Here is a 25899-nt window from a genome sequence, read left to right on the forward strand (position 1 = left end):
GTGCCAGTCACTGTTGATCCGGTCTCCGCAGCCGCATGAGGAACTCTTGGTGGTCACGCACTTGTACGCCGTCGGTGCCCGCCTCGGGCCAGGCCTGCCAACTGCCGTCGGTCTGGAGTACCCAGCAGCGGGTCGCCGGATGCAGTGCGGAGTCGAATACCTGCGCGAGCTGCTCGCAGGAGCGCGGATCCTTCACCTGCGCCATGACTTCCACGCGCCGGTCCAGATTGCGGTGCATCATGTCGGCGCTGCCGATCCAGTACTGGTCCTGCGCCTGGAAGTGCATGATCCGCGAATGCTCGAGGAAGCGGCCGAGAATCGAACGCACCTCGATATTCTCGCTCATGCCGGGCACGCCGGGACGCAGTCCGCAGATGCCGCGCACCACGATCTGCACCGGTACACCGGCCTGTGAGGCGCGGTACAGCGCGTCGATGACCTGTTCATCGACGATCGCGTTGGCCTTCATACGGATTCGGGCCGGCTTGCCCTGCAGGGCAAGCTCGGTCTCGCGCTGGATCCGCTCGACGATCCCGGCCCGCACGCCCTGCGGCGCGACGAGCAGGTTGCGGTAGTTGGCCTTTCGCGAGTAACCGGTCAGCGAATTGAACAGGTCGGTCAGATCGGCGCCGATTTCCGGTGCGGCGGTGAGCAATCCGACATCTTCGTAGAGCCGGGCGGTCTTCGGGTTGTAGTTGCCGGTGCCGATATGGCAGTAGCGGCGGATGGTCGCGCCCTCGCGGCGCACCACCAGGCAGGTCTTGCAGTGCGTCTTGAGGCCGATGAGGCCGTAGACCACGTGCACGCCCGCCTGTTCCAGCGCCCGCGCCCATTTGATGTTGGCCTGCTCGTCGAAGCGCGCCTTGATCTCGACGAGGGCGACCACCTGCTTGCCCGCCTCGGCGGCGTCGATGAGCGCGTTGACGATCGGGGAGTCACCGGAGGTGCGGTACAGGGTCTGCTTGATGGCGAGCACCTGCGGATCGGCGGCGGCCTGTTCGATGAACCGCTGCACGCTGGTGGAGAAGGAATCGTACGGGTGGTGCACCAGCACGTCGCCCTCGCGCAGCGCCTGGAAGACATTGCGCGGCGTCTCGCGCTCGCCGAAGGCGGGCGGGGTGGCCGGAACATACGGCGCGTCTTTGAGATTCGGCCGGTCGACGCCGTAGACCTGCCACAGGCAGGACAGGTCCAGCAGGCCGGGCACCTGGATCACATCGCCGGGATCGACGTCGAGTTCGCGCAGCAGCAGATCGAGCATGTGCTCGGTCATATCGTCGGAGACCTCTAGTCGCACCGGAGTGCCGAAGCGGCGGCGGGCCAGCTCGCGCTCCAGTGCCTGCAGCAGATCCTCGTCGCGATCCTCGTCGACCTCGAAATCGGCGTTGCGGGTGATACGGAACGAGTGGTGCTCCACCACCTCCATGCCGGGGAACAGCAGATCGAGGTGGGCCGCGATGAGCGCCTCCATCGGCAGGAAGGCCGCGATGGGGGAGCCGGAGTCGGTGCGCCGCACACGGACGAACCGGTCGACATTGTCGGGCACCTTGACGCGGGCGAAGTGCTCGCCGCCGGTGGCCGAATCCTTCACCGTCACGGCGAGATTCAGGCTCAGACCGCTGATGTAGGGGAACGGGTGCGCCGGATCGACCGCGAGCGGAGTGAGGACAGGGAAGACCTGATCCTGGAAATGCCCCGAAAGGCGCTGGCGCTCATCGTCGTCCAGATCGGACCAGTCGATGATGGCGATGCCCTCCGCGGTCAGCGCGGGCAGCACCGAGTCGAGGAATACCCGCGCGTGCCGCACCGCGATCTCCTGGGTGCGTGCCGCGATCAGCGCCAATTGCTCAGTGGGCGAGCGTCCGTCGGCGGAACGCACCGAAAGTCCGGTTTCCGCGCGACGTTTCAGCCCCGCGACGCGCACCATGTAGAACTCGTCGAGGTTGGAGGCGAAGATCGCGAGGAACTTCGCCCGCTCCAGCAACGGCAGCGACGCGTCCTCGGCGAGGGCGAGCACCCTCGCGTTGAAATCGAGCCAGCTGAGTTCTCGGTTCAGGTAGCGATCAGCGGGCAACCGTTGCGCCGCCGAGAGGGCAGAGGGCGGCGTCGCCGCGGGTGGCGGCGTCGGCAGCAAAGCCTGCTGCTTGACGGTCTCTGTGTTACTCATGCCTGCACCTCGCTGGTCGGCATGCGCTGACTCGGTGTTCGCTCGCTTCGCTCACTCACGCACCCGATCATCCCTTACTTATCGGTAGCCGTGCAGCCCGACACCGTGAATGCCGCGAGTATCACCCGGTCCTGGCGATCGGCTAGCACACGCGCCGTACTGGCTCGTGAACGCGGCTCGGCCAGCCGATGTCGCACAGCACAGCGTCCGTCGAATCGCCCGTGCCCAGCTCGATCGCGAGATCCAGATCCGCGGCGGTGTCCACGTCCAGCCGCAGTCCCGGCCAGTCCCCGGTCAGGTCGATCGCGCCCGCGCCGATATGCCTGCGCGCCGAATCGGGCCCGAAGCGCGGTTCCAGCGCGGCGATCGGGTGGCGGACCAGCAGCGCGGCGGTGCCGGTGCCCGCGTGGTCGACGACCAGCGAGCGCGCGCCGTCCGGTGCGGTCGCGAGCATCTCGGCGAGCTCGCCGGCACGCAACGCGGGCAGATCGGCCTGCAGCGCCAGCAGATCGACGGGCCCGTGCCGGTGCCGCAGCGCGTTCGCGGCGTCGGCCAGTGCGGCATTGAGACTGTCGGGGTCGGCGATGGGCGGCTCGGGATGGACCTGCGCGCCGAGGGCGAGCGCCAGCTCGGTGACTACAGGATCCGGGGTGACCACGGTGACCGACCCGATCCTCGGCACCGCCGCCGCGGCCGTCACGGTGTCCGCGAGCATGGCGAGTACCAGCCGCGCCCGGTGCTCCGGGCGCAGCCGGTCGGCTAGGCGGCTCTTGGCGCGATCGAGGCTCTTGACCGCGATCACGGCGTGCACGGCGTGCGGGCGCATGCGTCCAATCCTTCCACGCGGCGCGAACTCAGGGCCCGGAGGAGGTAGCGCAGCGTAACCACGCAGGGCACAGAGAGCGCCGCCGAATCAACATGGCATATTGAGCGAATGACGAGGGCGGCAGTACTGGGCGCGGGATCATGGGGCACCGCGTTCGCGAAGGTCTTGGCGGACGCGGGAACCGAGGTGACGATCTGGGCGCGGCGGCCCGAGGTGGCCGAGGCACTGTCGAGCGAACATCGCAATCCCTTCTACCTGCCCGATATTCAGCTGCCGCCGATCGCGGCCACCCACGATCCTGCCGTCGCGCTGGACGGCGCGCACATAGTGGTGCTTGCGGTGCCGTCCCAATCCTTGCGCGTGAATCTCGCGGAGTGGAAGGGCCTGATCGAGCCGGATTCGTCGCTGCTGAGTCTGGCCAAGGGCATCGAGACCGGCACGCTGCTGCGGATGAGTCAGGTCATCGGGGAGGTGACCGGCGCCGACCAGAGCCGGATCGCGGTGCTGTCCGGGCCGAATCTGGCCAAGGAGATCGCGGTCGGGCAGCCCGCCGCGACCGTCATCGCGTGCGCCGACGCCGATCGGGCCGTCGCGTTGCAGCATGCCAGCGCCACCGGATACTTCCGGCCCTACACCAATACCGACGTGGTCGGCTGCGAGATCGGCGGCGCGTGTAAGAACGTGATCGCGCTCGCCTGCGGGATCGCCGCGGGAATGGGACTGGGGGACAACACGATCGCCAGCATCATCACCCGTGGCCTCGCCGAGATCATCCGGCTCGGCGTCGCGCTGGGCGCGGAGCCCGCGACGCTGGCCGGACTGGCCGGGGTCGGCGATCTGGTGGCGACCTGCACCTCGCCACTGTCGCGCAACCGGTCCTTCGGTCATGTGCTCGGCGCGGGCGGATCGATGGACGCCGCGCAGGAGGCCACCCACGGACAGGTCGCGGAGGGTGTGAAGTCCTGCACATCGATCCGGGCGCTCGCCGCGAAACACCATGTGGAGATGCCGCTCACCACCGCGGTGCACCAGGTCTGCCACGAAGGTATGGCGGTGCCGGAGGCGGTCGGCAATCTGCTGGGCCGCCGGATCAAGCCGGAGTAGACCGGCACCGGCTGCGCCCGCCGTAACGGGTACGGTTTCCGGTCATGACGAACAACCGGATCAGAGTGGCTGTGGTGTTCGGCGGGCGGAGCAACGAGCACGCCGTGTCGTGCGTGTCGGCCGGCAGCGTGCTACGAAACCTCGATCCGGAGAAGTACGAGGTCGTTCCCGTCGGCATCACTCCGGCCGGTGACTGGGTGCTCGGCGACAACTCGCAGGTCGCCGCCCTCGCCTTCCATGATCATGCGCTGCCTTCGGTGGACGCGACCGGTACCGCGCTGACGCTGGCCGCGGGCCCGAGCCACTCCGGTGCGCTTGTCGCGCTCGATGATCCGGGCGCGGCGCTCGGTTCGGTCGACGTGGTGTTCCCGATCCTGCACGGCCCGTTCGGTGAGGACGGCACGCTGCAGGGCATGCTCGAGCTGTCGGGTGTCCCGTATGTCGGGCCCGGTGTGCTGGCCAGCGCGGCGGGCATGGACAAGGAGTTCACCAAGAAGCTGCTCGCCGCGGAGGGCCTGCCGATCGGCACCCAGGTGGTGCTGCGGCGTGGCGACGACACGCTGAGCGAGGAGGATCGGGCGCGGCTCGGGCTTCCGGTGTTCGTCAAACCGGCGCGCGGCGGCTCATCGATCGGCATCACCAAGGTCACCGACTGGGCCGATCTCGGCAAGGCGATCGTGGCCGCGCGGCAGCACGATCCGAAGGTGATCATCGAGGCGGGCATCGTCGGACGCGAAGTCGAGTGCGGCGTACTGGAATTCCCGGACGGGCGGGTGCAGGCCAGCGTCGTCGCCGAGATCAGGATGCCGGACGAGGCGGCCGAGAGCCCCGAGTTCTACGACTTCGACACCAAATACCTCGATGACGTCTGCGAATTCGATGTGCCGGCCAAGCTGGACGACGACGTGTCCGACAGCGTCAGGGAACTCGCGGTGCGCGCCTTCCGCGCGCTGGACTGTCAGGGGCTGGCGCGCGTCGACTTCTTCCTCACCGCGGACGGGCCGGTGATCAACGAGATCAACACCATGCCGGGCTTCACCGCGATCTCGATGTACCCGCGCATGTGGGAAGCCACCGGGGTCGACTACCGCACGCTGGTATCGACGCTGATCGAGACCGCGATCGCCCGGGGCACCGGCCTGCGCTGAATGCGCCGTGGTTCGGTGCGCGGCGGCCGGGTTGTCCGTAGTCTCGAACCATGCTCGTGGCAATGACGATTCCCGGTTTGGCCCTGTTGATCATGGCTCTTGCCTTCGTCGAGGTGGCGTGGCGCAAGACGACCGGGAAGAATCTGGTGCCGTGGATGCGTGGCGGCGACGGACGGCCGGTCTCCGCAGTCGGATTCGAGCAATTCGACGCGGTGTTCGCCGCGGGCAAGCAGCACGAGTTCGAACAGGTGCAGTCGACGTTGATGTATCGGGAGAATCCGGGTGACGGCGCGCCCGGTGGACTCGACGTCGATCTGGCGTCCGGCAGGGTGACGCTCAGTTCGGCAGCGGACCCGGATCGATCGCGCGGGCGGCGAGCTTTTCCTTGATGGTGTCCGAAACCTCTTGCAGCGGTGTCGGACCCGAGCCGTGCGGCACGGTCAGCGCGATGTAGGTCTCGCGGTCGACGGCGAACCAGGTGCTCGCCTTGGCGGCCGGATCGCTGATCTCGAACCACTCGACGCCGTCGACGACCTGCAGCGGTGAGGCGCGGTTGAACTCCAGCGGGCGGTCGAGGCCGCAGCGCAGCACGATGGCGTCGCCGCCCTCCTTGCGCTGCCAGGCGCGGGTGGCCGGCGGTGCGGGCTCGACCAGTGTGGATTTGGTGAACTCGCCGAGCTCGACGGGGAGCGCGGGCAGCAGGGTGGTGCACGCGGGGCCGTTCGCGGCCGGCGCGGGCACCGGGCCGAGCACCAGCGGTTCCCGCTCGACCGGAGCGCGTTTGGCGATCACCGCGGCGACCAGTACGCCGACCACCAGCACGACGGGAAGGGCGACCAGGGTGGCGATCACCGCGGGCGGATAACCCCGGGGTCCGGTGTTCTCGGTGGGCGCCGTGTTCTCGGGGGGCGCAGTGTCCGCCAACGGCTCGGCCTTGCCCGCTTCGCGACCCGATTCCGCCGCCATCTGCACCGATCCTTCCTGTTCGCGCTGATCCGGGCGGTCGAACGCCGGAGCGTGCGCGGCGTGCGGTGGACCAGCCCAGTGATGCTCATTTGCCTCGGCAAGGGTACCGTCGGGGCGATTCCAGCCAGCGCGCGCGGTGAAAGGGACCGGGTCATCAGCAACAGCACGGGGCCGAGGACGGTGCGTGAACTGGGTGAGTTCGCGCTGATCGAGCGCATCAACGCCGGACGAGTCCAGACGAAGGGCGTCCTGCTCGGGCCCGGCGACGACGCCGCGCTGATCGCCGCGCCCGACGGCAGATTCGTGGTGAGCACCGACATGCTGGTGCAGGGACGCCACTTCCGGCTCGACTGGTCGAGTCCGCGCGATATCGGCGGCAAGGCGATCGCGCAGAACGCGGCCGACGTGGTCGCGATGGGCGCGGTGCCGAGCGCGTTCGTGGTCGCGCTCGGCTGCCCGGCCGACACCCCGCTCGACTTCGTGGACGGGCTCGCCGACGGCATGTGGGCCGAGGCGGCCAGGGCGGGCGCCTCCATCGCGGGCGGAGATCTGGTGCGCAGCACCGAGATCGTGCTCTCGGTCACCGCGTTCGGTGATCTGCACGGACGCCCGGCGATCACCAGATCCGGTGCGCGCGTGGGGGATACGGTCGCCGTCGCGGGCCGGCTCGGCTGGTCGGCGGCGGGTCTCGACGTACTGTCCCGCGGCATCGAGCCGACCGATGACCTCGCGGATGCGCTTGCGGCCCACCGTGTTCCGCGGCCGCCGTACGGCGCGGTGCTCGACGCGCTCGCCGATACGGCGCCGCACGCGCTCACCGACGTCTCCGACGGGCTGCTCGCCGATTTGGGGCATATGTCCGAGGCCTCCGGTGTCGCGATCGACCTCGACTCCGCCGCGCTGGCCGATACGGCGCTGGCCGCGCTCGCCGCGACGCTGGATGCCGATGCGGCGCAATGGATTCTGACCGGCGGCGAGGATCACGCCTTCGCCGCGGCCTGGCCGCCCGGCCGCGCGCTGCCCGCGGGCTGGGTGCCGATCGGGCGCGTGTGCGCCGGTCACGGGGTCACCGTGGACGGTATCGTGCGGCCGGGCACCGGCGGCTGGGAATCGTTCAGTGGGGCAGACTCGGCACCCGCGCCCGGACCGCGATAGGTTGTCCGGTCATGGGCGCGAAACCACTGTCGGAAATCATGGATCCGGGCTGGGCGAAGGCACTGGAACCGGTGACGGACCGGATCGGCGAGATGGGCGAGTTCCTGCGGGCGGAGAACGCCGCGGGCCACGGGTATCTACCGGCCGGTGAGAATGTGCTGCGCGCCTTCCAGCGTCCGTTCGACGCCGTGCGCGTGCTCATCGTCGGCCAGGATCCGTATCCGACCCCCGGCCACGCGATGGGGCTGAGTTTCTCTGTCGCCCCTGATGTTTCGCCGGTGCCGCGCAGCCTGGCCAATATCTTCGCCGAGTACACCAAGGATCTCGGCCACCCGACGCCGTCCAACGGCGACCTGAGCCCGTGGTCGGATCAGGGTGTGCTGCTGCTGAACAGGGTGCTGACGGTCCGTCCAGGCACGCCGGCCTCGCATCGCGGCAAGGGCTGGGAAGCGGTGACCGAGCAGGCGATTCGCGCGCTGGTCGGCCGCGACGAGCCGCTGGTCGCGATCCTGTGGGGCCGCGACGCCTCGACGCTGAAGCCGACGCTGGCCGAAGCGGAAGTGCCCTACATCGAATCCGCGCATCCCTCACCGCTGTCCGCCTCGCGCGGCTTCTTCGGCTCCCGGCCCTTCTCCCGCGTCAACGAACTGCTCGACGAGCTCGGCGCCGAACCGGTCGACTGGCGGCTGCCCTGAGAACCTTCTCGAATCCCTACCGCTAGTGAAGATGAATTACGACAGGAGCACCTCAATGCACACCAGAACCGTCCGCGGCGCTACCGCCACGTTCGCCGTCGTCGCCGCACTCGCGGGTGGCTCGGCGACCGCGTCCGCGGCTGGCCTGCCGCTGGAGCCCGCCACCGACACCGCGAGCAGCACCGCGTCGGCGCCCGTGGCCGAGGAGTTCACCTCCTCCGGTTCCTCCACCATCTCCTCTTCGGTGAACGCGAAGGTCGCCTGTTTCTTCCAGCGCACCTTCAGCGCGATGCGCCTGGACTGCTGACCGGGAGCTGACAGCGCACCGTAGACGTCGCTATGCGATCCTCGGATCGTGAGTGATGCGAACAACCTTCTCGAGCCCGTCCGGCTGCGGCTGCGCGGTTCGGGCGGGATCGAACTGGTCGCCGACCATTTCGGCCCGGCGGACGGCCCGCTCGTCGTGTTCCTGCACGGCGGCGGGCAAACCAGGCACTCGTGGAAGCAGACCGGCGCCAAGCTGGCCGCGGACGGTATGCGGGTGGTCACGCTGGACGCGCGCGGGCACGGCGACAGCGCGTGGGCCGACGACGGCGACTACACGCGCGACACCATGGTGCGCGACCTGCTCTGTGTGCTCGAACAACTGGGCGCGACACCACAAAACGGCGCGGTGGTGGTCGGCGCGAGCATGGGCGGCATCACCGGGCTGCTCACCACCGATACCGAGGGTGGCGAGTCGATCAGCGCACTGGTGCTCGTCGATATCGTGACCCGCCCCGAACCCGCGGGCATCGCCAGGGTGCTCGATTTCCTCGGTAAACATCGCGCCGGATTCGACAGCCTCGACCAGGCCGCCGACGCGGTCGCCGAATATATGCCGCACCGGCCGCGGCCCAAGAGCACCGACGGACTGCTGCGCAACCTGCGCGAGCGCGACGGCCGCTGGTACTGGCATTGGGATCCGGACCTGCTCAGCGGCAGGGGCGAGGAGCGGTCGGCGATGCTCGAGCATGTCGAGATCGCCGCGCGCGCACTGACCGTGCCGGTGCTGCTGGTGCGCGGTATGGAGTCCGACGTGGTCAGCGCCGAGGGCGCGGCGGCGTTCCAGGAACTGGTGCCGCACGCGCAACTCGTCGAGATCGGCGGCGCGGCACACACCGCGGCCGGTGACGACAACGACGCGTTCACCGAGGCCGTCGCGAAATTCGTGCTCGGCACCCGGGATTGAGTCAGCGGGTCACCAGTTGGGCTTGCGCTTCTCCGCGAACGCGTCGACGCCTTCGCGGCCGGCCGGGCTGCTCGCCGCCGCCGCGATGGCGTCGCGCTCGCGGTCGAGCTGGTCGCCCAGCGTCGACGAGTCACTGTGCGCCAGTAGGGTTTTGATGCTCGCGTAGGTGGATCGTGGTCCGGCGGACAAGGTCTCGGCCACGGTCCGCGCCTCGGTGCGCACCTCGTCATCGGCGACCAGGCGGCTGAGGATGCCGAGGCGCACCGCCTCGTCGGCGTCGAGAACCGCGTCGGTGAGCAGGATTTCCCGCGCGCGGCCCGCGCCGACGATACGCGGCAGCGTCCAGGACATGCCGCCGTCGGGGCTGAGGCCGATACCGGGATAGGCCGGGCGCAGCTTGGTCGACGGACCGCCGATGGCGATATCGGCCAGGCACGCCAGGCTCATGCCCGCACCCGCCGCCCAGCCGTGCACGCCTGCCACGACCGGGACGGTGATCGCGTCGAGCGCGCGTACGAATTCGTGCAATTCCGTTGCCAGAGCGTGGATATGGGCCGAGCGGTCCGCCGCGGCGGCGAAGCCGCGCACGTTGCCGCCCGCGCAGAAGTTGGCGCCCGTGCCGGTCAGCAGCACCGCACCCACCTCGGCGCCCGCACCGCGCAGCGCGTCGGCGCCCGCGGTGATGCCGTCGAAATCCATGGAGGTGCCGTTGGCGGCCGTCGCGATGGTGATCTGCAGTACGCCGTCGGCGATGCTGACGTACTCGGTCTGCTCAGCGGAACTCATACCGAGGACAGTAGTGCGTCGGCCATCGGCCCCGGTCCGTCGCCCGGCTCGCCGAGTGCGTCGCGAATGGTGTCGCGCAGCCAGCGCTGTGCCGGGTCGGCGTCGAGCCTGGCATGCCAGAGCAGGCGCACCTCGATCTCGGGCAGCGGCGCGGCGATCGGAAACCAGCGCAGGCCGAGCGTCACGCCGTACTGTTCGGCCAGGCGCGCGGGGACGAGCCCGACGTAGCTGCTCGACGAGACGAGCAGTGCGGCGACCGCGAAGGTCGGCACCACGGCGGCGACGTGCCGCCGCAGGCCCGCGGCATCGAGCGCGTCGTCGAGCGGGCCGCGGGTGCGGCCGCGCCGGGAGGCCGAGACGTGGGGATACCGGCACAGCTGCGGCAAGGTCGGGCGGCGGTGCACACCGAGCGGGCTGTCGGCCCGCACCAGGCCGACCATGTGCTCCCGGTACAGCACGGCAGTCCGGATGTCGGGTGCGCTGACCTCGCCCGCGCCGATATCGAGATCGACGGAGCCGTCGCGCAGCGCCTCCATGCTCTCGCTGCCCTCGGAGACGAAGCGCAGCGTCACCCCGGGTGCGTGCGCGGCCGTGGCCTCGACGACCGCCGTCACCAGGGTCGCGGCGACGCCGTCGTTGATGCGAATCGTGAAGGTGCGCTTCAGTTCCGCGAGGGTGACCGCCCGGTCGGTGCTGATCAGCGCCGCCGCCTCGTCGAGCAGTGACCGCACCCGCGGCGCCGCGCGCAGCGCGAACGGCGTCGGGGCCATGGCGCGTCCCGCGCGCACCAGGATCGGGTCGTTCATCGCGCGCCGCAGCCTGCTCAACGCCCGGCTGGTCGCCGGGATGGACAGATGCAGGCGCTCCGAGGCCGCGGTGACGCTGCCTTCCTGGAGCAGCGCGTCGAATACGCGGAGGAGGTTCAGGTCGAGCTGGTCGGACATAGTTGCATCGTACGCAAGTGTCAGTTGTCAAAGTTGCGTCGCGCGCATGCCGCCCACGTCCCTAGCGTCGTCACCATGTCACTCAACGAACTGATACGCGACGACGCCGTGCCGCGAAGTCGCGCGTACTCCCAGCGCGGCCTGCTCGTGGTCATCTGCTCCTGTGTCGTCCTCGTCGTCGGGATGGTCGCCGCGACCAACCTCGCCGTCCCGATGCTCGCCGCGAGTGCGCTGCGTCCGTCCGCGTCGGCGCTCGTGTGGATCGTCGACACCTATGTGATCTTCTTTGCCTGCCTGGTGATTCCCGGCGGTGCGGCGGGAGATCGCTTCGGCCGCAAGGGCGTTCTGCTCGCGGGGCTCGGGTTGTTCGCGGCGGGCGCGCTGCTGTCGGCGGCCGCGCCGAACGTGGCCCTGCTGCTCGCCGGCCGGGCGATCACCGGTGTCGGTGCCGCGGCCGTACTGCCCAACACCCTGGCCGTGCTACTGCACGCCGTCCCCGTCGAGCGCAAGGCCGCGACGATCGCCACCTGGGCGTCGATGACCGGAATCGGCGGCGTCATCGGCAATGTCGGCGGCGGGGCCATCCTGTCGGGCGGATCGTGGCGCTGGTTGTTCGCCGCCGCTGTGCCGATCTCGCTGGTGCTCGGCGCGCTCGTGGCCCGCGTCGCGCCGGTGTCGCCGCGGCACGAGCGCCGCCTCGATCCGCTCGGTGCGCTGCTGCTCGTCGGTGCATCGGTCGCGCTGCTCGTCGGCATCGTCGAGGGGCCGGAGGCGGGCTGGAGCAGTATGCCCGTGATCGCCGGGTTCGTGTGTGCCGCTGTACTTTTCCTCACCTGGACCGTGGTCGAGCTGAAAGTCGAACATCCGCTGCTCGATCCGCGGCTGTTCCGCCTGCCCGGCCTGCGCAGCGCGTGCCTCGGCATGACCGCCATCTTCTTCGGCATGTTCGCGCTGTTCTACGTCAACGCGTCGTTCCTGCAGTACGGCAAGGGATTCAGTGTGCTGCTGACCGGGCTCGGGATCATCCCGCTGACCGTGCCGATCATCCTCGGCGCACGACACGTCGGTCGACTTGTACAGCGCATCGGCCTCGACGCCACCGTCGCGCTCGCCTTCGTCTTCGTCGGCGGCGGACTGCTCGGGTTGTCCACGAGCGGCGCGCAGACACCGTATGCCGCATACGCCGCGTGGCTGGTGATCACCGGAATCGGTGTGACGCTTGCGCTTCCGACGCTGTCCGGCGCCATCGCCGGTTCGCTGCCGCCCGCACAGGCCGGTGTCGGCGCCGGATTGCAGGCCACCACACGGGAATTCGGTAGCGCGCTCGGCGTCGCCGTCATCGGCACGATACTCACGGCACGGTTCGTCGCCGCGCTGCCGCCGGATATCCGCGCGGGCGGCAATCCGCACACCGTGGCCCAGGCGCGCACCGTGACCGCACCGGAGCGCGCGGGTGACGTTGTCGCGGCGTTCATCTCGGGCGCGGACGCCGGGCTGCGGGTGGTCGGCATCGCCGTGCTCGGGCTCGGTGCGCTCGTCGTGCTGCCCTCGCTGCTGTCGCGCGGAACCGGGCGCGCGTCAGCGTGACGGTGCATCGGTCGCACCGCGCACCATCCTGACCTCGATGGCCGGGGTGAAGTGCTCGGTGCGGCGCGTGCCGTCGAGTGCGAAGCCGCATTTGCGGTAGAAGGCCTGCGCGCGTGGGTTCTCCTCGAAGACCCACAGCGAGCACGGCGTGGTGGGGTCGACGGCGGCGCGGAAGAGGTCGTCGGCGACGCCGGTGCCGTACCACTGCGCGCGGACATACAGCGCGTTCAGTTCGAGCGGGGTGGGCGCGGATTCGTCCTGCGCCGCCCCGGCGCTGGCGAACCCGACCACCGTGCCGTTCACCACGGCCACGTGGGTCCGGTCCGGATACTGGATCCGCAGGCGTTCCCACTGCTCGGCCCGCCGCTCGACGTCGAAGGCGTCGAGGACGTGATCGGGCACAAGTCCGCGATAGGCCTCGCGCCAGCAGGCGATATGGCATTCGGCCAGGCTGCGTGTGTGCTCTGCGCCGAGCGGGAGAATCCGCCAACGCGAGTCGGTATCGGTCAGCAATCCCGCCTCCCCGCGTATTCAGGCCAGACCTGAGTGCCGCGCCGGTACGTCGGCGGCAGGCGGTTCCCGGCGTGGTCGGGTCAGCCCGTACCCGGCGAGTTACCCATGTCCTAGCGAAATCAGTAGGCACGCTCAAAAGCGTGCGCCCCCGGTACCTAGAGGGTACCGGGGGCGCACAGTCGTGCTGGTGGGCTGAGATCAGCCGCGGGCGACCTTACCGGCCTTCAGGCAGGAGGTGCACACATTCATGCGACGGGTGTTACCCGGCGCGACCTGCGCACGAACGGTCTGGATGTTCGGGTTCCAGCGACGGTTGGTGCGCCGGTGCGAGTGCGAGACCGACTTCCCGAAGCCGGGGCCCTTGGCGCAAACGTCGCAGACGGCAGCCATAGTCGCGAGCTCCTTCATGTCTTGAGGGGACCGCCGCATTCGCGGTGCGGCATGTCCGGAAACAGTGTCTGATGTGCCCGGTCGACTGACGCCGACCAGCGCGAACCGACTGACGGCCACGCGAGGCAACCCTGCAAGAGTAGCCGGAGGGTCACCGATCCGCCAAACCGGTACCGCCGACGATACCGATCCGGCCCCGCTCACACCCGGTACGCGGCGTCCGATACGCGGCGCTCACCGCGACCGATGGTGTCCCGCCGCCGCTGTCGGCACAGCCCGCTAACCTGGCGAGCGGTGGTGCCGTGACCGGCGCGACGGCGGTGTTCATGAGCCGTCCGCGGCGGGAGCGCGACCAGCCGAGGACGCGGGTGGCGGACGGAAGAGAGGTGACGGGTGCCCGGAGTACGGGACGTGATCGACGGCACGGCGCTGTTGTGCTGGGGCGAAGCCTGCCTCGACGGCCTGGCGCACCGGCGTGCGGAGATCAACGCCCTCAATGTGTTCCCCGTCCCCGACGCCGATACCGGCACCAACCTGCTCGCGACCATGCGGGCCGCGATGGCGGCAACGGCCGATCTCGGCGCCGCGGCGTCCACCCACGACGTGGCCGCGGCGCTGGCGCGCGGCGCGACGCTCGGAGCGCGTGGCAATTCCGGCATCATCGTCTCGCAGGTACTGCGCGGCCTCGCGGAGGCGGTACACGACGGCCCGCTGACCGGCGCCACCCTGCGTGACGCGCTCAGCAGGGCGGCGGCGCTCGTGCGCGCGGCGTTGAGCGTGCCGATCGAGGGCACCATCCTCACCGTGCTCGAATGCGCCGCGGCCAGCGCGGCGAGCTGCCGGGAGACGGCGCTGGCCGATGTCGCGGTGGCCGCCGCCGACGGCGCGGCGAAGGCGCTCGGCGATACGCCGTCCCAGCTCGGTGTGCTGCGCGCGGCGGGCGTGGTCGACGCGGGCGCGCGGGGACTGGTCGTGCTGCTGGACAGCCTGGTCGAGGTGATACTCGGCGAGGGGCCCGCTCGCCCGGCCTATGCGCGCGCCGAACCGGCCCCGGTCGCCGAAGATATCGAATTACCCTCCAGCGCACCGCATTTCGAGGTGATGTATCTGCTCGGCGACACCGATGACGGCCGGATCGCCGCGCTGCGTGCTCGCCTCGCCGAACTGGGCGACTCGGTGGTGGTCGTCGGCGACGGCAGTACCTCCTGGTCCGCGCACGTGCACTGCGCCGACGCGGGCGCGGCCATCGAGGCGGGTATCGCCGCGGGCAGCGTGCGCGCGATTCGCGTCGAGAGCTTCGCGATCACCGTGCCCGCCGATGCTCTTCATATCGACCACGCTCTTCATGCCGACGGCCTTCATACTCACGATGCTCTTCATATCCGTGACGGCCTTCATGCCCACGACCCACAGGTCCGCGATCGCGGCGTCCTCGCCATCGCCGACGGTCGCGGCTCGGCCGAGTTGTTCGAGGCGGCGGGCGCGGTGGTGCTCGGCACCGACGGCCCGGTGACCACGGACGCGTTGCTCGCCGCGATCCGCCGGATGCCGCACCGCGAGGTCCTCGTGCTGCCCAACGGTGTGCTGCCCGCGCAGGAGCTGGTCGCCGTCGGTGTCGCCGCGCGTGACGCGCGACGTGACGTGCTGTTGCTGCCGAGCGGATCGATGGTGCAGGGCTTGGCCGCGCTCGCCGTGCACGATCGCGACCGGATCGCGGTCGACGACGCCTTCGCCATGTCGGAGGCGGCCGCGGGCACCCGGTGGGGTTCGCTGCGCGCCGCCGACGAGCGCGCGCTCACCATGGTCGGCATGTGCGAAACCGGCGACGGGCTCGGGCTGGTCGGCCACGACGTGGTGGTGATCGACCGCGACGTGCGCGCCGCGGGACAGACGCTGCTCGACCGGATGCTCGGTCTCGGTGGTGAACTGGTGACCCTGCTGATGGGCGCGACCGCGCCCGCCGGGCTCGCCGACGAACTGGTCGCGCATATCGGGCGCGGCTTCCCCGGTGTCGAGGTCACCGTGTATTGCGGTGGGCAGCACGGGGATCTGGTGCAGATAGGGGTTGAGTAAAGGCATGGCGACACTGGGCGATCGGCTCGATCATGTGCTCGGCGTGAAGGCGGCCGAGCCGCTGGCCGATGCCTTCGACATGCACACGGTCGAGGATCTGCTGCGGCACTACCCCTTGCGCTATGCCACCCAGGGCCAGCCGTTGACCCAGGAGGAGCCCGAGGAGGGCGCGCATATCACCGTCATCGGCCGGGTGACGAAAACCGAACTGCGGCCGATGAAGAACCGCAGGGGCAAACTGCTCAAGGTCGCGCTCGATACCGGATCGGACCGCCCGATCGAGATCACCTTCTTCAACGGCGACAAGGTGAGTTACCTGGTGCGCGAAGGGGTTCGGGCGATGATGTCGGGCACCGTGCACTGGTGGCGGCCGGACCGGTGGAACCTGTCGCATCCGGACTACCTGATCCTGCCCGAGGCGGGCGACACGGTGGAGAACCTGACCACCGTGCGCGGCGGCGGTGCGCTGCGCGGGCTGGCGCAGAGCGCGAAAGGTGCCGAGGGCGTTGATGTCTCGTTCTTCGAGCGGGAATTCATCCCGGTGTATCCGGCGACCGCGAAGGTGCAGAGCTGGAATCTGCTCGCCTGCGTGCGGCAGGTGCTCGACCAGCTCGACCCGATCGACGATCCGCTGCCGGACGCACTGCGCGATGAGCGCGCGCTATTGAAGGTGTCCGACGCGCTGCGCCTCATCCATCTGCCCGAGCGTAAGTCGGATATCGAACAGGCAAGGGAGCGTTTGCGTTTCGACGAGGCACTGGCGCTGCAACTGGTGCTCGCCGATCGGCGCCACGATGCGGAGGGCCGGGTCGCCAAGCCGTGCCCGCCGCGTACCGGCGGTATCGCCGCGGCGTTCGACGAGCGGCTGCCCTTCGAGCTGACCGCCGGGCAGAAAGGTGTGATCGGCGAGATCTCCGACGATCTGTCGCGCAGCCATCCGATGCACCGGCTGCTCCAGGGTGAGGTCGGCTCGGGCAAGACCATCGTCGCGCTGCACGCGATGCTGCAGGTGGTCGACGCGGGGCAGCAGTGCGCGCTGCTCGCGCCGACGGAAGTTCTCGCCGCACAGCACTATCGCTCGCTGCGCGGGATGCTCGGCGATCTGGGCACCGCTGGGGAGCTCGGCGCGGCCGAGAACGCGACCAAGGTGGTGCTGGTGACCGGTTCGATGTCGGCGGGGGCGAAGAAGGCGGCGCTGCTCGATGCCGTCACCGGTGCGGCGGGCATCGTCATCGGCACCCACGCGCTGATCCAGGACGCGGTGGAGTTCTTCGACCTCGGCATGGTCGTGGTCGACGAACAGCACCGGTTCGGTGTCGAGCAGCGGGACGCGTTGCGCGCCAAGGCGAAAGCGGGCACGAGCCCGCACCTGCTCGTGATGACCGCGACCCCGATTCCGCGCACCATCGCGATGACGACCCTCGGCGACCTGGAGACCTCCACGCTCACCGAATTGCCGAGGGGCCGTTCACCGATCACCTCGAAGGTGGTGCCGCGCAAGCTACATCCGAACTGGGTGGACCGCGCGTGGGAGCGCATCGTCGAAGAGGTCGGCGCGGGGCGGCAGGCGTATGTCGTGTGCTCGCGCATCGGCGAGGATGAAGAGGCCAAGGGGCGCAACGGAAAAGCGAAGCAGGAGGAGAAGGAGGGGCCGACCACGGCGGCCGCCCTCGATGTCTTCGACGCGCTGCGCACCGGGCCGCTGTCGACGGTCCGGGTCGGGCTGTTGCACGGCAGGCTGCCCTCGGACGAAAAAGACACGGTCATGCGCGCTTTCAACGACGGTGAGATCGACGTGCTCGTCTGCACCACCGTCGTCGAGGTCGGCGTCGATGTGCCCAATGCGACGGTGATGGTGATCGTCGACGCCGACCGCTTCGGCGTCAGCCAGCTGCATCAGCTGCGCGGCCGGATCGGCCGCGGCAAGCACGCCGGATTGTGCCTGCTCGTCACCGATGTCTCGCCGGGCGGCACGGCGATGGCGCGGCTGGAGGCGGTGTCCGGCACCACCGACGGCTTCGAACTCGCCGTGCTCGATCTGCGCCAGCGCCGCGAGGGCGACGTGCTCGGCGCCGCCCAGTCCGGCACCGCGCGGTCGCTGCGCCTGCTCTCGCTGCTCGACGATCTCGAAGTCATCACCGCCGCACAGGAACTCGCGCGCCAAGTGGTCGAATCGGATCCGGGGTTGAAGCAGCATCCCGGCCTGGCGAGCATGATGCACGCGGCCGTGGATGCCGAGCGGCTGGAGTATCTGGCCAAGTCGTAACCGGACGAGCCAGAGTGTTCCCTCCGACACCCCGGCTCGTCGTTCGGATTCGAATGCGTTACGCGGCAACAGGTTCAGCGACCTCGGCGGTGGCCGCCGCCTCGCCGCGAGTGTTGGCCGTGCACAGGCCGATCCCGGCCGCGACAACCGCGAACACGCCACCGATGAGCAGCGTCAGCCGGAACCCGGAGGTCGTCGCGTCCAGCGGCGGATGCCCCTGTGCCAGTTGCGCGGTGGTGTGCGAGGTGGCCACCGCGGTGAGCACGGCGATACCGAGTGCACCGCCGATCTGCTGGGCGGTGCTGAGCAGCGAGGCCGCCAGCCCGGCGCGTTCGGCCTCGACGCCGGCATTGGCCGCGGCCGTGTTGGCCACGAACACCCCGCCCGCACCGATCGACATGACGAACATGCCTGGCAGCAGATTTCCCAGATAGGAACCGTCCGTGGGGATTCGCGACAACCACAGTAGGCCGACCCCACAGAGCAATGCGCCGCCCACGATGACCGGCCGAGTCCCGATGCGCGGGAACAACTTCGTGGCCAGGCCCGCCGCGACGCCGATGGTCAGGCTCACCGGCAGATACGCGCTGCCCGCCTGGAATTCGCCGAAGCCGAGCACCGACTGCATGTACAGCGAGACGAAGAAGAACATCGGCAGCATGCCCGCCGCGAGCATGAGGTGGGTCAGGTCGGCGGCGGCCAGCCCTTTGATCCGGAAGATCGACAGTGGGACAAGCGGATTCGTGGTGAACCGTTCGTTGATCACGAACGCGATCAGCAGCGCGGCCGCCACTGCGAGCTCGGTGATCGTCATCGCGTCGCCCCAGCCCCGGTCCGGCGCCTGGACCAGACCGTAGACCAGCAGCATCAGCCCACCGGTGGCCAGCGACGTGCCGAAAACATCGAAGCCATCCCGGATCTCGTTGCGCCGGTCGTTCGGGATCAGCGCCGGAACGGCGGCGAGCACGATCAGGGTCACCGGTGTGTTGACATAGAACACCCAGCGCCAGCCGGGGCCCTGCGTGAGCACGCCGCCGAGGAAAACCCCCGCGGCGGAGGCGAGCCCGGCCGCACCGCCCCACGCGCCGAGTGCGGCATTGCGGTCAGGACCCTCGCGGAAGCTGGTGGTCAGGATCGACAGCGCCGCGGGCAGCATCAGTGCGGCACCGAACCCCTGCGCGATCCTGGCGCCGATCAGCAGCCCGCTGGTCTCGGCGAGACCGCCCAGCGCCGAGGAGATGCCGACGATCGCGGTGCCCGTGATCAGGACGCGGCGGCGCCCGAGCAGATCGGCCAGCCTGCCGCCGAGCAGCAGCAGGCCGCCGTAGGCGAGCATGTAGCCGCTGCTGATCCACTGCAGCGTCGATACCGGCAGGTGTAGTTCGCGTTCGATGGTCGGCAGTGCGACGTTGACGATCGAGCCGTCGACGAAGTCCAGGAAGGCGACGACGCACAGCAGCGCGAGCAGCGCCTTGCCGCGGCGCGTCGCCAGGAACGACGGGGTTTCGGTAGGTGAACTCACTCGACTGTCCTTTGCTCGAGTTCCCGGACGGGATTCATCCGTTGCGAACCGAGAGCGCGACCGCGCGGCCCGGCGTGACATCGCGAGAGGTGAATCACACCGCGTCACGTTTTCGGGGGTTGTTTCGCTCGAAGGGGGTGACACTCATCGAGGAGGTACGGATGATCCAGCACACCGACGAACATGCGACCCAGGTGTTCGCCGACCATCGGGAGCTGCTGTTCTCGATCGTCTACAACATGCTCGGCAGTGTCGCCGACACCGAGGATGTGCTGCAGGAGACGTGGCTGTCCTGGGTGCCGCGGCGGCGCGGCACCGAGATCGAGCATCCGCGCGCGTATCTGGTTCGCATCGCGGTCAATCACGCGCTCGCCCGGCGCGCGGCCGTCACCCGCAGGCGCGAAACCTACGTCGGCCCTTGGCTGCCCGAGCCGCTGGTCACCGCCGCGCCGCAGGCCGAGGACACCGCCGATGCCGCGCTGCGCGCCGAATCGGTGTCCATGGCCATGCTGGTGGTGCTGGAGACGCTGACGCCGCTGGAGCGCGCGGTGTTCGTGCTGCACGAGGTGTTCGGCTATCCGCACGCCGAGGTCGGGGAGATGCTCGGCCGCACGACCACCGCGGTCAGGCAGGTCGCCCACCGGGCGCGCGAGCATGTGCAGGCCAGGCGGCCGCGTACGCAGGCCGACCCGCGGGTGCAGCGGCGGGTGACCGAGCAGTTCTTGGCCGCGCAGCTCGGCGGCGATATAGAGGAGATGCTCGCGCTGCTCGCGCCGGACGTGACCTTCTGGTCCGACGGTGGGGGCAAGCAGCGCGCCGCGCTGCGGCCGGTGCACGGCAAGGACAAGGTCGGCCGCTTGATCGCCAGCGATATCGTGCGTGGTCATGTCCCGGACGTCGGCGTCGACTACCGCTGGGTCAACGGCGATCCCTCCGCGCTGATCTTCTCCGGCGGCGCGCCGTACGCGGTGGTGGTGTTCGATATCGACCCGGTGAGCGAGCGGATCCGCGGGATCTACGCGGTGTCCAACCCGGACAAGCTGACTCGGCTCGAGAGCGAGCGAGCCGACGACACAGCGGGGTGATCAGCGCCCGATCCGCGGATACGGCAGATCGGTACTGGTGTCCTCGGAGACCGCGAGTGGGCTGCCGATCTGCGGGAAGGCGCGCTGCGGGCACGCGGGCCGCTCGCACACCTTGCAGCCGGCGCCGATCGGCACCGTCGCGGCCGGATTGTCCAGCTGCAGCCCGGTCGAATACACCAGCCGCTCGGCGTATTCCAGATCGCAGCCGAGCCCGATCGCGAAATTCTTTGTCGCCGTGCCGAATCCGTGCGGGGCGGTGAGCGCGGTGCGGGCGATCCACAGGTAGCGCCGCCCGTCCGGCATCTCGGCGATCTGGGTGAGGATACGGCCCGGATTCGCGAACGCCTCGTGCACCACCCACAGCGGGCAGCTGCCGCCGACCCTGGAGAAGTGGAATGCGGTGGCGGACTGGCGTTTCGAGATATTGCCCGCCCGGTCGGTGCGGACGAAGAAGAACGGGACGCCGCGCTGCCCCTGCCGCTGCATGGTGCTCAGCCGGTGGCAGATGGTCTCGAAGCCGACCTCGAATCGCAGGCCGAGCAGGTCGATGTCGTAACGCAACTCCTCGGCCGAGCGCAGGAATCTGCCGTAGGGCAGTACCAGCGCGCCGGCGAAGTAGTTGGCCAGCCCGATCCGGGCCAGTGCGCGGGATTCCCCGGTGAGGGAAGGGGTTTCGTCCAGGACGGCGTCGATGTCCCGGTCGTAGAGCAGCAGCGCCAGTGTGGTGGCGATCTGGAAGGCGCGCTGGCCGGGGCGCAGCCGCCTGGCCAGGGTGAGTGTCCGGCTGTCCGCGTCGTAGTGCCGCTTCGGGATGGCCGGATCCGCGCCGTCGCCGCGCACGAGCACTGTCACCCCGGCGCGTTCCTCGGCGACCCTGGCCAGCTGCCGATCGAGCGAGCCGACCGTCAGCCCGGACTCCTCGAAGAGCTGCTCGGCCGCGAGATCCAGTCGCGGGATGTGATTGTGGTGGTCGTAGAAGAAGTCGCGGACATCCTCGTACGGCATCGGCACACCCGCGGCGCCGCTCGGCGCGACGACCTTGGCGGAGAGCAGATCCAATTGATCGGTGGCCGCGCGCAGCCTGCGATGCATCGCGACGATCATCCTGGCCACCTCGGGTAGTCGCGTCGCCAGCTCCTCCACCTCGGTGAACGGCGCGGTGTCACCGCCCGCGGCATCGACGAGCACCTCGTGCAGATCCGACACCAGCCGCGCGTCCGAATCGGCGGCGAAGAACTGGACATCGAGATCGAAGGTGGAGTTGAGCTTCAACAGCACCGGGATGGTCAGCGGCCGCTGGTCGCGTTCCAGCTGATTGAGGTAGCTGGGCGAGAGGTCGAGAGATTTGGCCAGCGCCGCCTGCGTCATCCTGCGTTCCTCGCGCAACCGCCGAAGGCGGGCGCCCGCGTACATCTTGCGCACCTGCAAGATCGTAGTCCGAAGGCTTCGCAAACATTGCAGAATCCGCACTTCTTGGCCGCAGAAATATGCCGTTGCAAGGGATTTAACCGGAGGGCTTTCCTGCGTAGCGTGCGAAGTAAGCAATGGTCACTCAGTAGTTCAGCCGGAGGATGAATGAAGAATCACGTCGTACGCGCCCGCGCCGCCGCCGAGGATTTCCCGCGGTCCGAACACCTCGCGACGAAGATTGCCGAGGTCGCGGCGGATCCGGTCGAGGTGAGCGCCGAGGTGCGCGAGATGATCGTCAACCGGATCATCGACAACGCGGCCGTCGCCGCCGCCTCGGTGGTGCGCCGCCCGGTGACCAGCGCGCGGGCGCAGGCGCTGGCCCAGCCGTACAGCCCCCGTGCGGGCCGTGCGGGTTCGACCGTCTTCGGTCTGCCGGCGCCGCAGCGGGTTTCGCCGGAGTGGGCGGCGTGGGCCAACGGTGTCGCGGTGCGCGAGTTGGACTTTCACGACACCTTCCTGGCCGCCGAATACTCCCACCCCGGCGACAACATCCCGCCGATCCTCGCGGTGGCACAGCACACCGGGCGCGGCGGCGCCGAGCTGATCCGCGGCCTGGCAACGGGTTACGAGATCCAGATCGATCTGGTGCGCGGAATCTGCCTGCACGAGCACAAGATCGACCATGTCGCGCACCTAGGCCCCTCGGCCGCGGCGGGTATCGGCACGCTGCTCGGTCTCGACACCGAGACCATCTACCAGGCGATCGGGCAGGCACTGCACACCACGACCGCGACCCGCCAATCGCGCAAGGGTGAGATCTCCAGCTGGAAGGCCTATGCGCCCGCCTTCGCCGGGAAGATGGCGGTGGAGGCGGTGGACCGGGCGATGCGCGGCGAGGGTGCGCCCGCGCCGATCTGGGAGGGCGCCGACGGCGTCATAGCCTGGCTGCTCGGCGGCACGAAGGCGGAATACCAGGTGCCGCTGCCCGGTCCGGGGGAGGCCAAGCGGGCGATCCTGGACAGCTACACCAAGGAGCACTCGGCCGAATACCAGAGCCAGGCGCCGATCGACCTGGCCCGCCGGATGCGTGCGCGGATCGGCGATCTCGACCAGATCGCCTCGATCATCCTGCACACCAGCCATCACACGCATGTGGTGATCGGCACCGGCTCCGGTGACCCGCAGAAGTTCGACCCGCACGCCAGCCGGGAAACCCTCGACCACTCGGTGCCCTACATCTTCGCGGTCGCGCTGCAGGACGGTACGTGGCATCACGAACGCTCCTACGCGCCGCAGCGCGCGCAGCGGCCGGACACGGTCGCACTGTGGCAGAAGATCTCCACCACCGAGGATCCGGAGTGGACGCGGCGCTATCACGCCACCGATCCGAACGAAAAGGCCTTCGGCGCACGGGCGGTGGTGACGCTGAAGAGCGGCGAGACCATCGTCGACGAACTCGCCGTCGCCGACGCGCATCCGCTCGGCGCGCGGCCGTTCGCCAGGGAGCAGTACATCGCGAAGTTCCGCACCCTCGCCGAGGGCGTCGTCGCCGCGGCCGAACAGGACCGGTTCCTCGACGCGGCGCAGCGCACCGCGGAACTGGCGCCGGGCGAGCTGGATCAGCTGACGTTCACCGTCTCCGATGCCGTACTCGGTGCGGCGCCGGTGATCTCGGAAGGGATCTTCTGATGCTATTCGGGACCCCACACCAGGGCTTGTGCCGCGATCACATTCGTGCCGTTGAAGGTCACCGCGGGCGAGCCGTGCAGGCGATAACCCTGGTCCAGCATGGCACTGATCCGCTCGCAGAAGGCGGCGTCGTCGATGCCGGTGATCAGCCGATAGCGCAGGGGGCGTGGCTCGTTCATGCGACCAGCGTAGTGAGGTGGTCGCGGTGACGGGCCTGCTGGCCGCCGCGACGAGCGCGGCCGACAAGCGCGCGGCCTTCCGCGCCGGGCTGGCGTCCGGGCGCATCCAGCGTTTTCCGGGCGCGTTCAATCCGCTAGTGGCCAAGCTGATTCAGGAGATCGGCTTCGACGGTGTGTACGTGTCCGGCGCGGTGGTTTCGGCCGAACTCGCGCTGCCCGATATCGGGCTCACCACGCTGACCGAGGTGACCGCGCGTGGACAGCAGATCGCCAGGGTCACCGATCTGCCGGTGCTGATCGATGCCGACACCGGTTTCGGCGAGCCGATGAACGCGGCGCGCACGGTGACGCTGCTCGAGGACGCCGGTCTGGCGGGCTGCCATATCGAGGACCAGGTCAACCCGAAGCGCTGCGGACATCTCGACGGTAAGGCCGTGGTGCCCGCCGCGGAGATGGTGCGGCGATTGCGTGCCGCCGTGACGGCGCGGCGCGATCCGAATTTCATCGTCTGCGCGCGTACCGACGCGCGCGGCACCGAGGGGCTGGACGCGGCCATCGACCGGGCCAAGGCCTACGCCGACGCGGGGGCCGACCTGATCTTCACCGAGGCGCTGGCCGATGCCGGCGAGTTCGCGAAGTTCCGTGCGGCGGTGGATGTTCCGCTGCTGGCCAATATGACCGAGTTCGGCAAGTCGGAGCTGCTCTCGGCCGGGCTGCTGGAAGAGCTCGGCTACAACGCCGTCATCTACCCGGTGACCACGTTGCGGCTGGCGATGTTCGCGGTGGAGCGGGGTCTTCGCGAAATCGCCACGACCGGAACGCAATCCGCGCTCGTCGAGACCATGCAGCATCGGTCGCGACTCTACGAACTGCTGCAGTACCAGCAGTACAACGACTTCGATTCCGGAATATTCAATTTCACTGTGAGTGAGCGCAGCGAGCGAACCAAAGGCGCAGACGGGAGTGAGTGAGCCATGACCGATATCAAGAAGGGCCTTGCCGGGGTGGTGGTCGACACCACCAGCATTTCGAAGGTGGTGCCCGAGACCAACTCGCTGACCTACCGCGGCTACGCCGTGCAGGACCTCGCCCGGCACTGCTCCTTCGAAGAGGTCGCGTATCTGCTGTGGTACGGCGAACTTCCGAACGCGGCGCAGCTCGAACTGCTGTGCCAGCGCGAGCGCGCCCAGCGGCGGATCGACCGCTCGGTGCTTTCGCTGGTGACGAAGATGCCGGAATCGTGCCATCCGATGGATGTGGTGCGCACGGTGGTCAGCTACCTGGGGGCCGAGGATCCGGAGCTGGAACTGGAGGATTCGCCGTCGTCGAAAGCGCTGCTGGCCAAGGCATTACGGCTGACCGCCGTGCTGCCGACGGTGATCGCCGCCGATATGCGCCGCCGTCGCGGCCTGGAGCCGATCGCACCGCATGCGCAACTCGGTTTCGCGGCGAACTTCCTGAACATGTGCTTCGGCGCGGTGCCGGACCCGGAGATCGTGCGCGCCTTCGAGATTTCGCTGATCCTGTACGCGGAGCACAGTTTCAACGCGTCCACCTTCGCCGCGCGGGTGGTCACCTCCACCCGCTCGGATCTGTACAGCGCGGTCACCGCCGCCATCGGCGCGCTCAAGGGCCCGCTGCACGGCGGTGCGAACGAGGCCGTCATGCACACCATGCTGGAGATCGGTGAGCCGGAACTGGCGGCCGAATGGTTGCGCGCCAAGTTGGCGGGCAAGCAGAAGGTGATGGGGTTCGGGCATCGCGTCTACAAGCACGGTGACTCCAGGGTGCCGACCATGAAGGACGCGCTCACCCGGGTGGCGGCGGCGACCGGCGGGCAGCGGTGGCTGCGCATGTACGACGAACTCGAGCGGACGATGGCCGAAAGCACCGGCATCGCACCCAATCTCGATTTCCCCGCGGGTCCGGCCTACTACCTGATGGGTTTCGACATCGCGATGTTCACGCCCATCTTCGTGATGAGCCGCATCACCGGATGGACCGCGCACATCATCGAACAATCCGCCGCCAACGCCCTGATCCGGCCGCTGTCGGAGTACGTCGGTGTGCCGCAGCGGGAGCTGTCGGCCAGCCGGGGCTGAACGCGCTGGGGCCGAATCGGATTCGCTCATTCCCTTCCGGAGCAAGCATCTGCTTGGTTGA

25 protein-coding genes are annotated in these 25899 nt (G+C 69.2%); 14 read left to right on the forward strand and 11 right to left on the reverse strand.

Annotated elements, in window-relative coordinates; genetic code table 11:
- Positions 1-7: 7 nt before the first annotated feature.
- Both ACIG5A_RS36170 and cofC read right to left on the reverse strand, forming a co-directional pair.
- Positions 8-2167, reverse strand: coding sequence for an RNA degradosome polyphosphate kinase (locus ACIG5A_RS36170; protein ID WP_397248596.1), 2160 nt, complete (start codon positions 2165-2167; stop codon positions 8-10).
- Positions 2168-2309: 142 nt separating this feature from the next.
- Positions 2310-2993 (reverse strand): 2-phospho-L-lactate guanylyltransferase, encoded by a 684-nt coding sequence (gene cofC, locus ACIG5A_RS36175; RefSeq protein WP_397248598.1) that lies wholly within the window; start codon positions 2991-2993, stop codon positions 2310-2312.
- Between the two features lie 108 nt (positions 2994-3101).
- On the opposite strand from cofC, the gene ACIG5A_RS36180 reads away from it, so the two are divergent.
- The 3 genes from ACIG5A_RS36180 to ACIG5A_RS36190 all read left to right on the forward strand — a co-directional run bounded on the left by ACIG5A_RS36180 (position 3102) and on the right by ACIG5A_RS36190 (position 5634).
- Entirely contained in the window at positions 3102-4097 is a 996-nt protein-coding gene (locus ACIG5A_RS36180) for an NAD(P)H-dependent glycerol-3-phosphate dehydrogenase (RefSeq protein ID WP_397248600.1), read from the forward strand.
- 44 nt (positions 4098-4141) lie between these two features.
- Positions 4142-5245, forward strand: a complete 1104-nt coding sequence (locus ACIG5A_RS36185; RefSeq protein ID WP_397248602.1) for a D-alanine--D-alanine ligase family protein — start codon at positions 4142-4144, stop codon at positions 5243-5245.
- A gap of 62 nt (positions 5246-5307) precedes the next feature.
- Positions 5308-5634, forward strand: a complete 327-nt coding sequence (locus tag ACIG5A_RS36190) for a DUF6191 domain-containing protein (RefSeq protein ID WP_397248604.1) — start codon at positions 5308-5310, stop codon at positions 5632-5634.
- Here the strand turns inward: ACIG5A_RS36190 and ACIG5A_RS36195 are convergent.
- Positions 5582-6211, reverse strand: a complete 630-nt coding sequence (locus tag ACIG5A_RS36195) for a DUF3515 domain-containing protein (protein WP_397248605.1) — start codon at positions 6209-6211, stop codon at positions 5582-5584. The two genes, ACIG5A_RS36190 and ACIG5A_RS36195, sit on opposite strands and share 53 nt — an antisense overlap.
- A gap of 180 nt (positions 6212-6391) precedes the next feature.
- On the opposite strand from ACIG5A_RS36195, the gene ACIG5A_RS36200 reads away from it, so the two are divergent.
- Genes ACIG5A_RS36200 through ACIG5A_RS36215 form a run of 4 tightly spaced genes read left to right on the forward strand, consistent with a single transcriptional unit; the run spans position 6392 to position 9292 of the window.
- A complete protein-coding gene (locus ACIG5A_RS36200) occupies positions 6392-7366 on the forward strand; it encodes a thiamine-phosphate kinase (RefSeq protein WP_397248607.1) in 975 nt (324 codons plus the stop codon).
- An 11-nt stretch (positions 7367-7377) separates the two neighbouring features.
- Entirely contained in the window at positions 7378-8061 is a 684-nt protein-coding gene (locus tag ACIG5A_RS36205) for a uracil-DNA glycosylase (RefSeq protein WP_397248609.1), read from the forward strand.
- A 55-nt stretch (positions 8062-8116) separates the two neighbouring features.
- Complete coding sequence (locus ACIG5A_RS36210) at positions 8117-8368, forward strand: hypothetical protein (RefSeq protein WP_397248611.1); 252 nt, start codon at positions 8117-8119, stop codon at positions 8366-8368.
- Positions 8369-8416: 48 nt separating this feature from the next.
- Positions 8417-9292: an alpha/beta fold hydrolase gene (locus tag ACIG5A_RS36215; RefSeq protein WP_397248613.1), complete on the forward strand. Its 876-nt coding sequence runs from the start codon at positions 8417-8419 to the stop codon at positions 9290-9292.
- A gap of 9 nt (positions 9293-9301) precedes the next feature.
- Here the strand turns inward: ACIG5A_RS36215 and ACIG5A_RS36220 are convergent, their stop codons facing one another.
- Complete coding sequence (locus tag ACIG5A_RS36220) at positions 9302-10078, reverse strand: enoyl-CoA hydratase-related protein (RefSeq protein WP_397248615.1); 777 nt, start codon at positions 10076-10078, stop codon at positions 9302-9304.
- Positions 10075-11022: a LysR family transcriptional regulator gene (locus ACIG5A_RS36225; protein WP_397248617.1), complete on the reverse strand. Its 948-nt coding sequence runs from the start codon at positions 11020-11022 to the stop codon at positions 10075-10077. Before ACIG5A_RS36225 ends, ACIG5A_RS36220 begins: the two co-directional genes overlap by 4 nt.
- A gap of 75 nt (positions 11023-11097) precedes the next feature.
- On the opposite strand from ACIG5A_RS36225, the gene ACIG5A_RS36230 reads away from it, so the two are divergent.
- Positions 11098-12609 (forward strand): MFS transporter, encoded by a 1512-nt coding sequence (locus tag ACIG5A_RS36230; protein ID WP_397248619.1) that lies wholly within the window; start codon positions 11098-11100, stop codon positions 12607-12609.
- On the opposite strand, the gene ACIG5A_RS36235 is transcribed toward ACIG5A_RS36230, so the two are convergent.
- The 3 genes from ACIG5A_RS36235 to ACIG5A_RS36245 all read right to left on the reverse strand — a co-directional run bounded on the left by ACIG5A_RS36235 (position 12601) and on the right by ACIG5A_RS36245 (position 13840).
- Complete coding sequence (locus ACIG5A_RS36235) at positions 12601-13122, reverse strand: GNAT family N-acetyltransferase (RefSeq protein WP_397248621.1); 522 nt, start codon at positions 13120-13122, stop codon at positions 12601-12603. The two genes, ACIG5A_RS36230 and ACIG5A_RS36235, sit on opposite strands and share 9 nt — an antisense overlap.
- A 198-nt stretch (positions 13123-13320) precedes the next feature.
- On the reverse strand, positions 13321-13512 hold the full coding sequence (rpmB, locus tag ACIG5A_RS36240; RefSeq protein ID WP_039799620.1) for a 50S ribosomal protein L28: 192 nt from the start codon (positions 13510-13512) through the stop codon (positions 13321-13323).
- A gap of 151 nt (positions 13513-13663) precedes the next feature.
- Positions 13664-13840: a hypothetical protein gene (locus tag ACIG5A_RS36245; protein WP_397248623.1), complete on the reverse strand. Its 177-nt coding sequence runs from the start codon at positions 13838-13840 to the stop codon at positions 13664-13666.
- A 65-nt stretch (positions 13841-13905) separates the two neighbouring features.
- On the opposite strand from ACIG5A_RS36245, the gene ACIG5A_RS36250 reads away from it, so the two are divergent.
- A complete protein-coding gene (locus tag ACIG5A_RS36250) occupies positions 13906-15585 on the forward strand; it encodes a DAK2 domain-containing protein (RefSeq protein WP_397248625.1) in 1680 nt (559 codons plus the stop codon).
- A 4-nt stretch (positions 15586-15589) separates the two neighbouring features.
- Positions 15590-17851 (forward strand): ATP-dependent DNA helicase RecG, encoded by a 2262-nt coding sequence (recG, locus tag ACIG5A_RS36255; protein WP_397248627.1) that lies wholly within the window; start codon positions 15590-15592, stop codon positions 17849-17851.
- Between the two features lie 58 nt (positions 17852-17909).
- Here recG and ACIG5A_RS36260 read toward each other — a convergent pair whose 3' ends face one another.
- A complete protein-coding gene (locus ACIG5A_RS36260) occupies positions 17910-19373 on the reverse strand; it encodes an MFS transporter (protein ID WP_397248629.1) in 1464 nt (487 codons plus the stop codon).
- Between the two features lie 161 nt (positions 19374-19534).
- Here ACIG5A_RS36260 and sigJ point away from each other — a divergent pair, with 161 nt between their 5' ends.
- Entirely contained in the window at positions 19535-20458 is a 924-nt protein-coding gene (gene sigJ / locus ACIG5A_RS36265) for an RNA polymerase sigma factor SigJ (RefSeq protein ID WP_397248631.1), read from the forward strand.
- Here the strand turns inward: sigJ and ACIG5A_RS36270 are convergent, their stop codons facing one another.
- The gene (locus ACIG5A_RS36270; RefSeq protein ID WP_397248633.1) at positions 20459-21880 is read right to left on the reverse strand and encodes a short-chain fatty acyl-CoA regulator family protein; all 1422 of its coding nucleotides are present in this window, start codon (positions 21878-21880) and stop codon (positions 20459-20461) included. It abuts the gene before it with no gap.
- A gap of 153 nt (positions 21881-22033) precedes the next feature.
- Here ACIG5A_RS36270 and prpD point away from each other — a divergent pair, with 153 nt between their 5' ends.
- Entirely contained in the window at positions 22034-23557 is a 1524-nt protein-coding gene (prpD, locus tag ACIG5A_RS36275; RefSeq protein ID WP_397248635.1) for a 2-methylcitrate dehydratase PrpD, read from the forward strand.
- A gap of 2 nt (positions 23558-23559) precedes the next feature.
- On the opposite strand, the gene ACIG5A_RS36280 is transcribed toward prpD, so the two are convergent.
- Positions 23560-23736: a DUF1737 domain-containing protein gene (locus ACIG5A_RS36280; protein WP_397248637.1), complete on the reverse strand. Its 177-nt coding sequence runs from the start codon at positions 23734-23736 to the stop codon at positions 23560-23562.
- A gap of 26 nt (positions 23737-23762) precedes the next feature.
- Here ACIG5A_RS36280 and prpB point away from each other — a divergent pair, with 26 nt between their 5' ends.
- Together prpB and ACIG5A_RS36290 are read left to right on the forward strand one after the other, a co-directional pair.
- Positions 23763-24707 (forward strand): methylisocitrate lyase, encoded by a 945-nt coding sequence (gene prpB, locus ACIG5A_RS36285; RefSeq protein WP_397249435.1) that lies wholly within the window; start codon positions 23763-23765, stop codon positions 24705-24707.
- 3 nt (positions 24708-24710) lie between these two features.
- Positions 24711-25838: a bifunctional 2-methylcitrate synthase/citrate synthase gene (locus ACIG5A_RS36290; RefSeq protein ID WP_397248639.1), complete on the forward strand. Its 1128-nt coding sequence runs from the start codon at positions 24711-24713 to the stop codon at positions 25836-25838.
- Positions 25839-25899 lie beyond the last annotated feature (61 nt).

The organism is Nocardia sp. NPDC052566, assembly GCF_044547285.1.
Classification (GTDB): Bacteria; Actinomycetota; Actinomycetes; order Mycobacteriales; family Mycobacteriaceae; genus Nocardia.

What these genes read in the sequence shown, in the direction of transcription:
- recG (WP_397248627.1), top strand. Translation starts at nt 15,590, where the DNA reads ATGGCGACACTGGGCGATCGGCTCGATCATGTGCTCGGCGTGAAGGCG.
- prpD (WP_397248635.1), top strand. Translation starts at nt 22,034, where the DNA reads ATGAAGAATCACGTCGTACGCGCCCGCGCCGCCGCCGAGGATTTCCCG.
- ACIG5A_RS36185 (WP_397248602.1), top strand. Translation starts at nt 4,142, where the DNA reads ATGACGAACAACCGGATCAGAGTGGCTGTGGTGTTCGGCGGGCGGAGC.
- ACIG5A_RS36170 (WP_397248596.1), bottom strand. Translation starts at nt 2,167, where the DNA reads ATGAGTAACACAGAGACCGTCAAGCAGCAGGCTTTGCTGCCGACGCCG.
- ACIG5A_RS36290 (WP_397248639.1), top strand. Translation starts at nt 24,711, where the DNA reads ATGACCGATATCAAGAAGGGCCTTGCCGGGGTGGTGGTCGACACCACC.
- ACIG5A_RS36205 (WP_397248609.1), top strand. Translation starts at nt 7,378, where the DNA reads ATGGGCGCGAAACCACTGTCGGAAATCATGGATCCGGGCTGGGCGAAG.
- ACIG5A_RS36180 (WP_397248600.1), top strand. Translation starts at nt 3,102, where the DNA reads ATGACGAGGGCGGCAGTACTGGGCGCGGGATCATGGGGCACCGCGTTC.
- cofC (WP_397248598.1), bottom strand. Translation starts at nt 2,993, where the DNA reads ATGCGCCCGCACGCCGTGCACGCCGTGATCGCGGTCAAGAGCCTCGAT.
- ACIG5A_RS36225 (WP_397248617.1), bottom strand. Translation starts at nt 11,022, where the DNA reads ATGTCCGACCAGCTCGACCTGAACCTCCTCCGCGTATTCGACGCGCTG.
- ACIG5A_RS36195 (WP_397248605.1), bottom strand. Translation starts at nt 6,211, where the DNA reads ATGGCGGCGGAATCGGGTCGCGAAGCGGGCAAGGCCGAGCCGTTGGCG.
- rpmB (WP_039799620.1), bottom strand. Translation starts at nt 13,512, where the DNA reads ATGGCTGCCGTCTGCGACGTTTGCGCCAAGGGCCCCGGCTTCGGGAAG.
- ACIG5A_RS36245 (WP_397248623.1), bottom strand. Translation starts at nt 13,840, where the DNA reads ATGAACACCGCCGTCGCGCCGGTCACGGCACCACCGCTCGCCAGGTTA.
- ACIG5A_RS36280 (WP_397248637.1), bottom strand. Translation starts at nt 23,736, where the DNA reads ATGAACGAGCCACGCCCCCTGCGCTATCGGCTGATCACCGGCATCGAC.
- ACIG5A_RS36220 (WP_397248615.1), bottom strand. Translation starts at nt 10,078, where the DNA reads ATGAGTTCCGCTGAGCAGACCGAGTACGTCAGCATCGCCGACGGCGTA.
- sigJ (WP_397248631.1), top strand. Translation starts at nt 19,535, where the DNA reads ATGATCCAGCACACCGACGAACATGCGACCCAGGTGTTCGCCGACCAT.
- ACIG5A_RS36190 (WP_397248604.1), top strand. Translation starts at nt 5,308, where the DNA reads ATGACGATTCCCGGTTTGGCCCTGTTGATCATGGCTCTTGCCTTCGTC.
- ACIG5A_RS36230 (WP_397248619.1), top strand. Translation starts at nt 11,098, where the DNA reads ATGTCACTCAACGAACTGATACGCGACGACGCCGTGCCGCGAAGTCGC.
- ACIG5A_RS36210 (WP_397248611.1), top strand. Translation starts at nt 8,117, where the DNA reads ATGCACACCAGAACCGTCCGCGGCGCTACCGCCACGTTCGCCGTCGTC.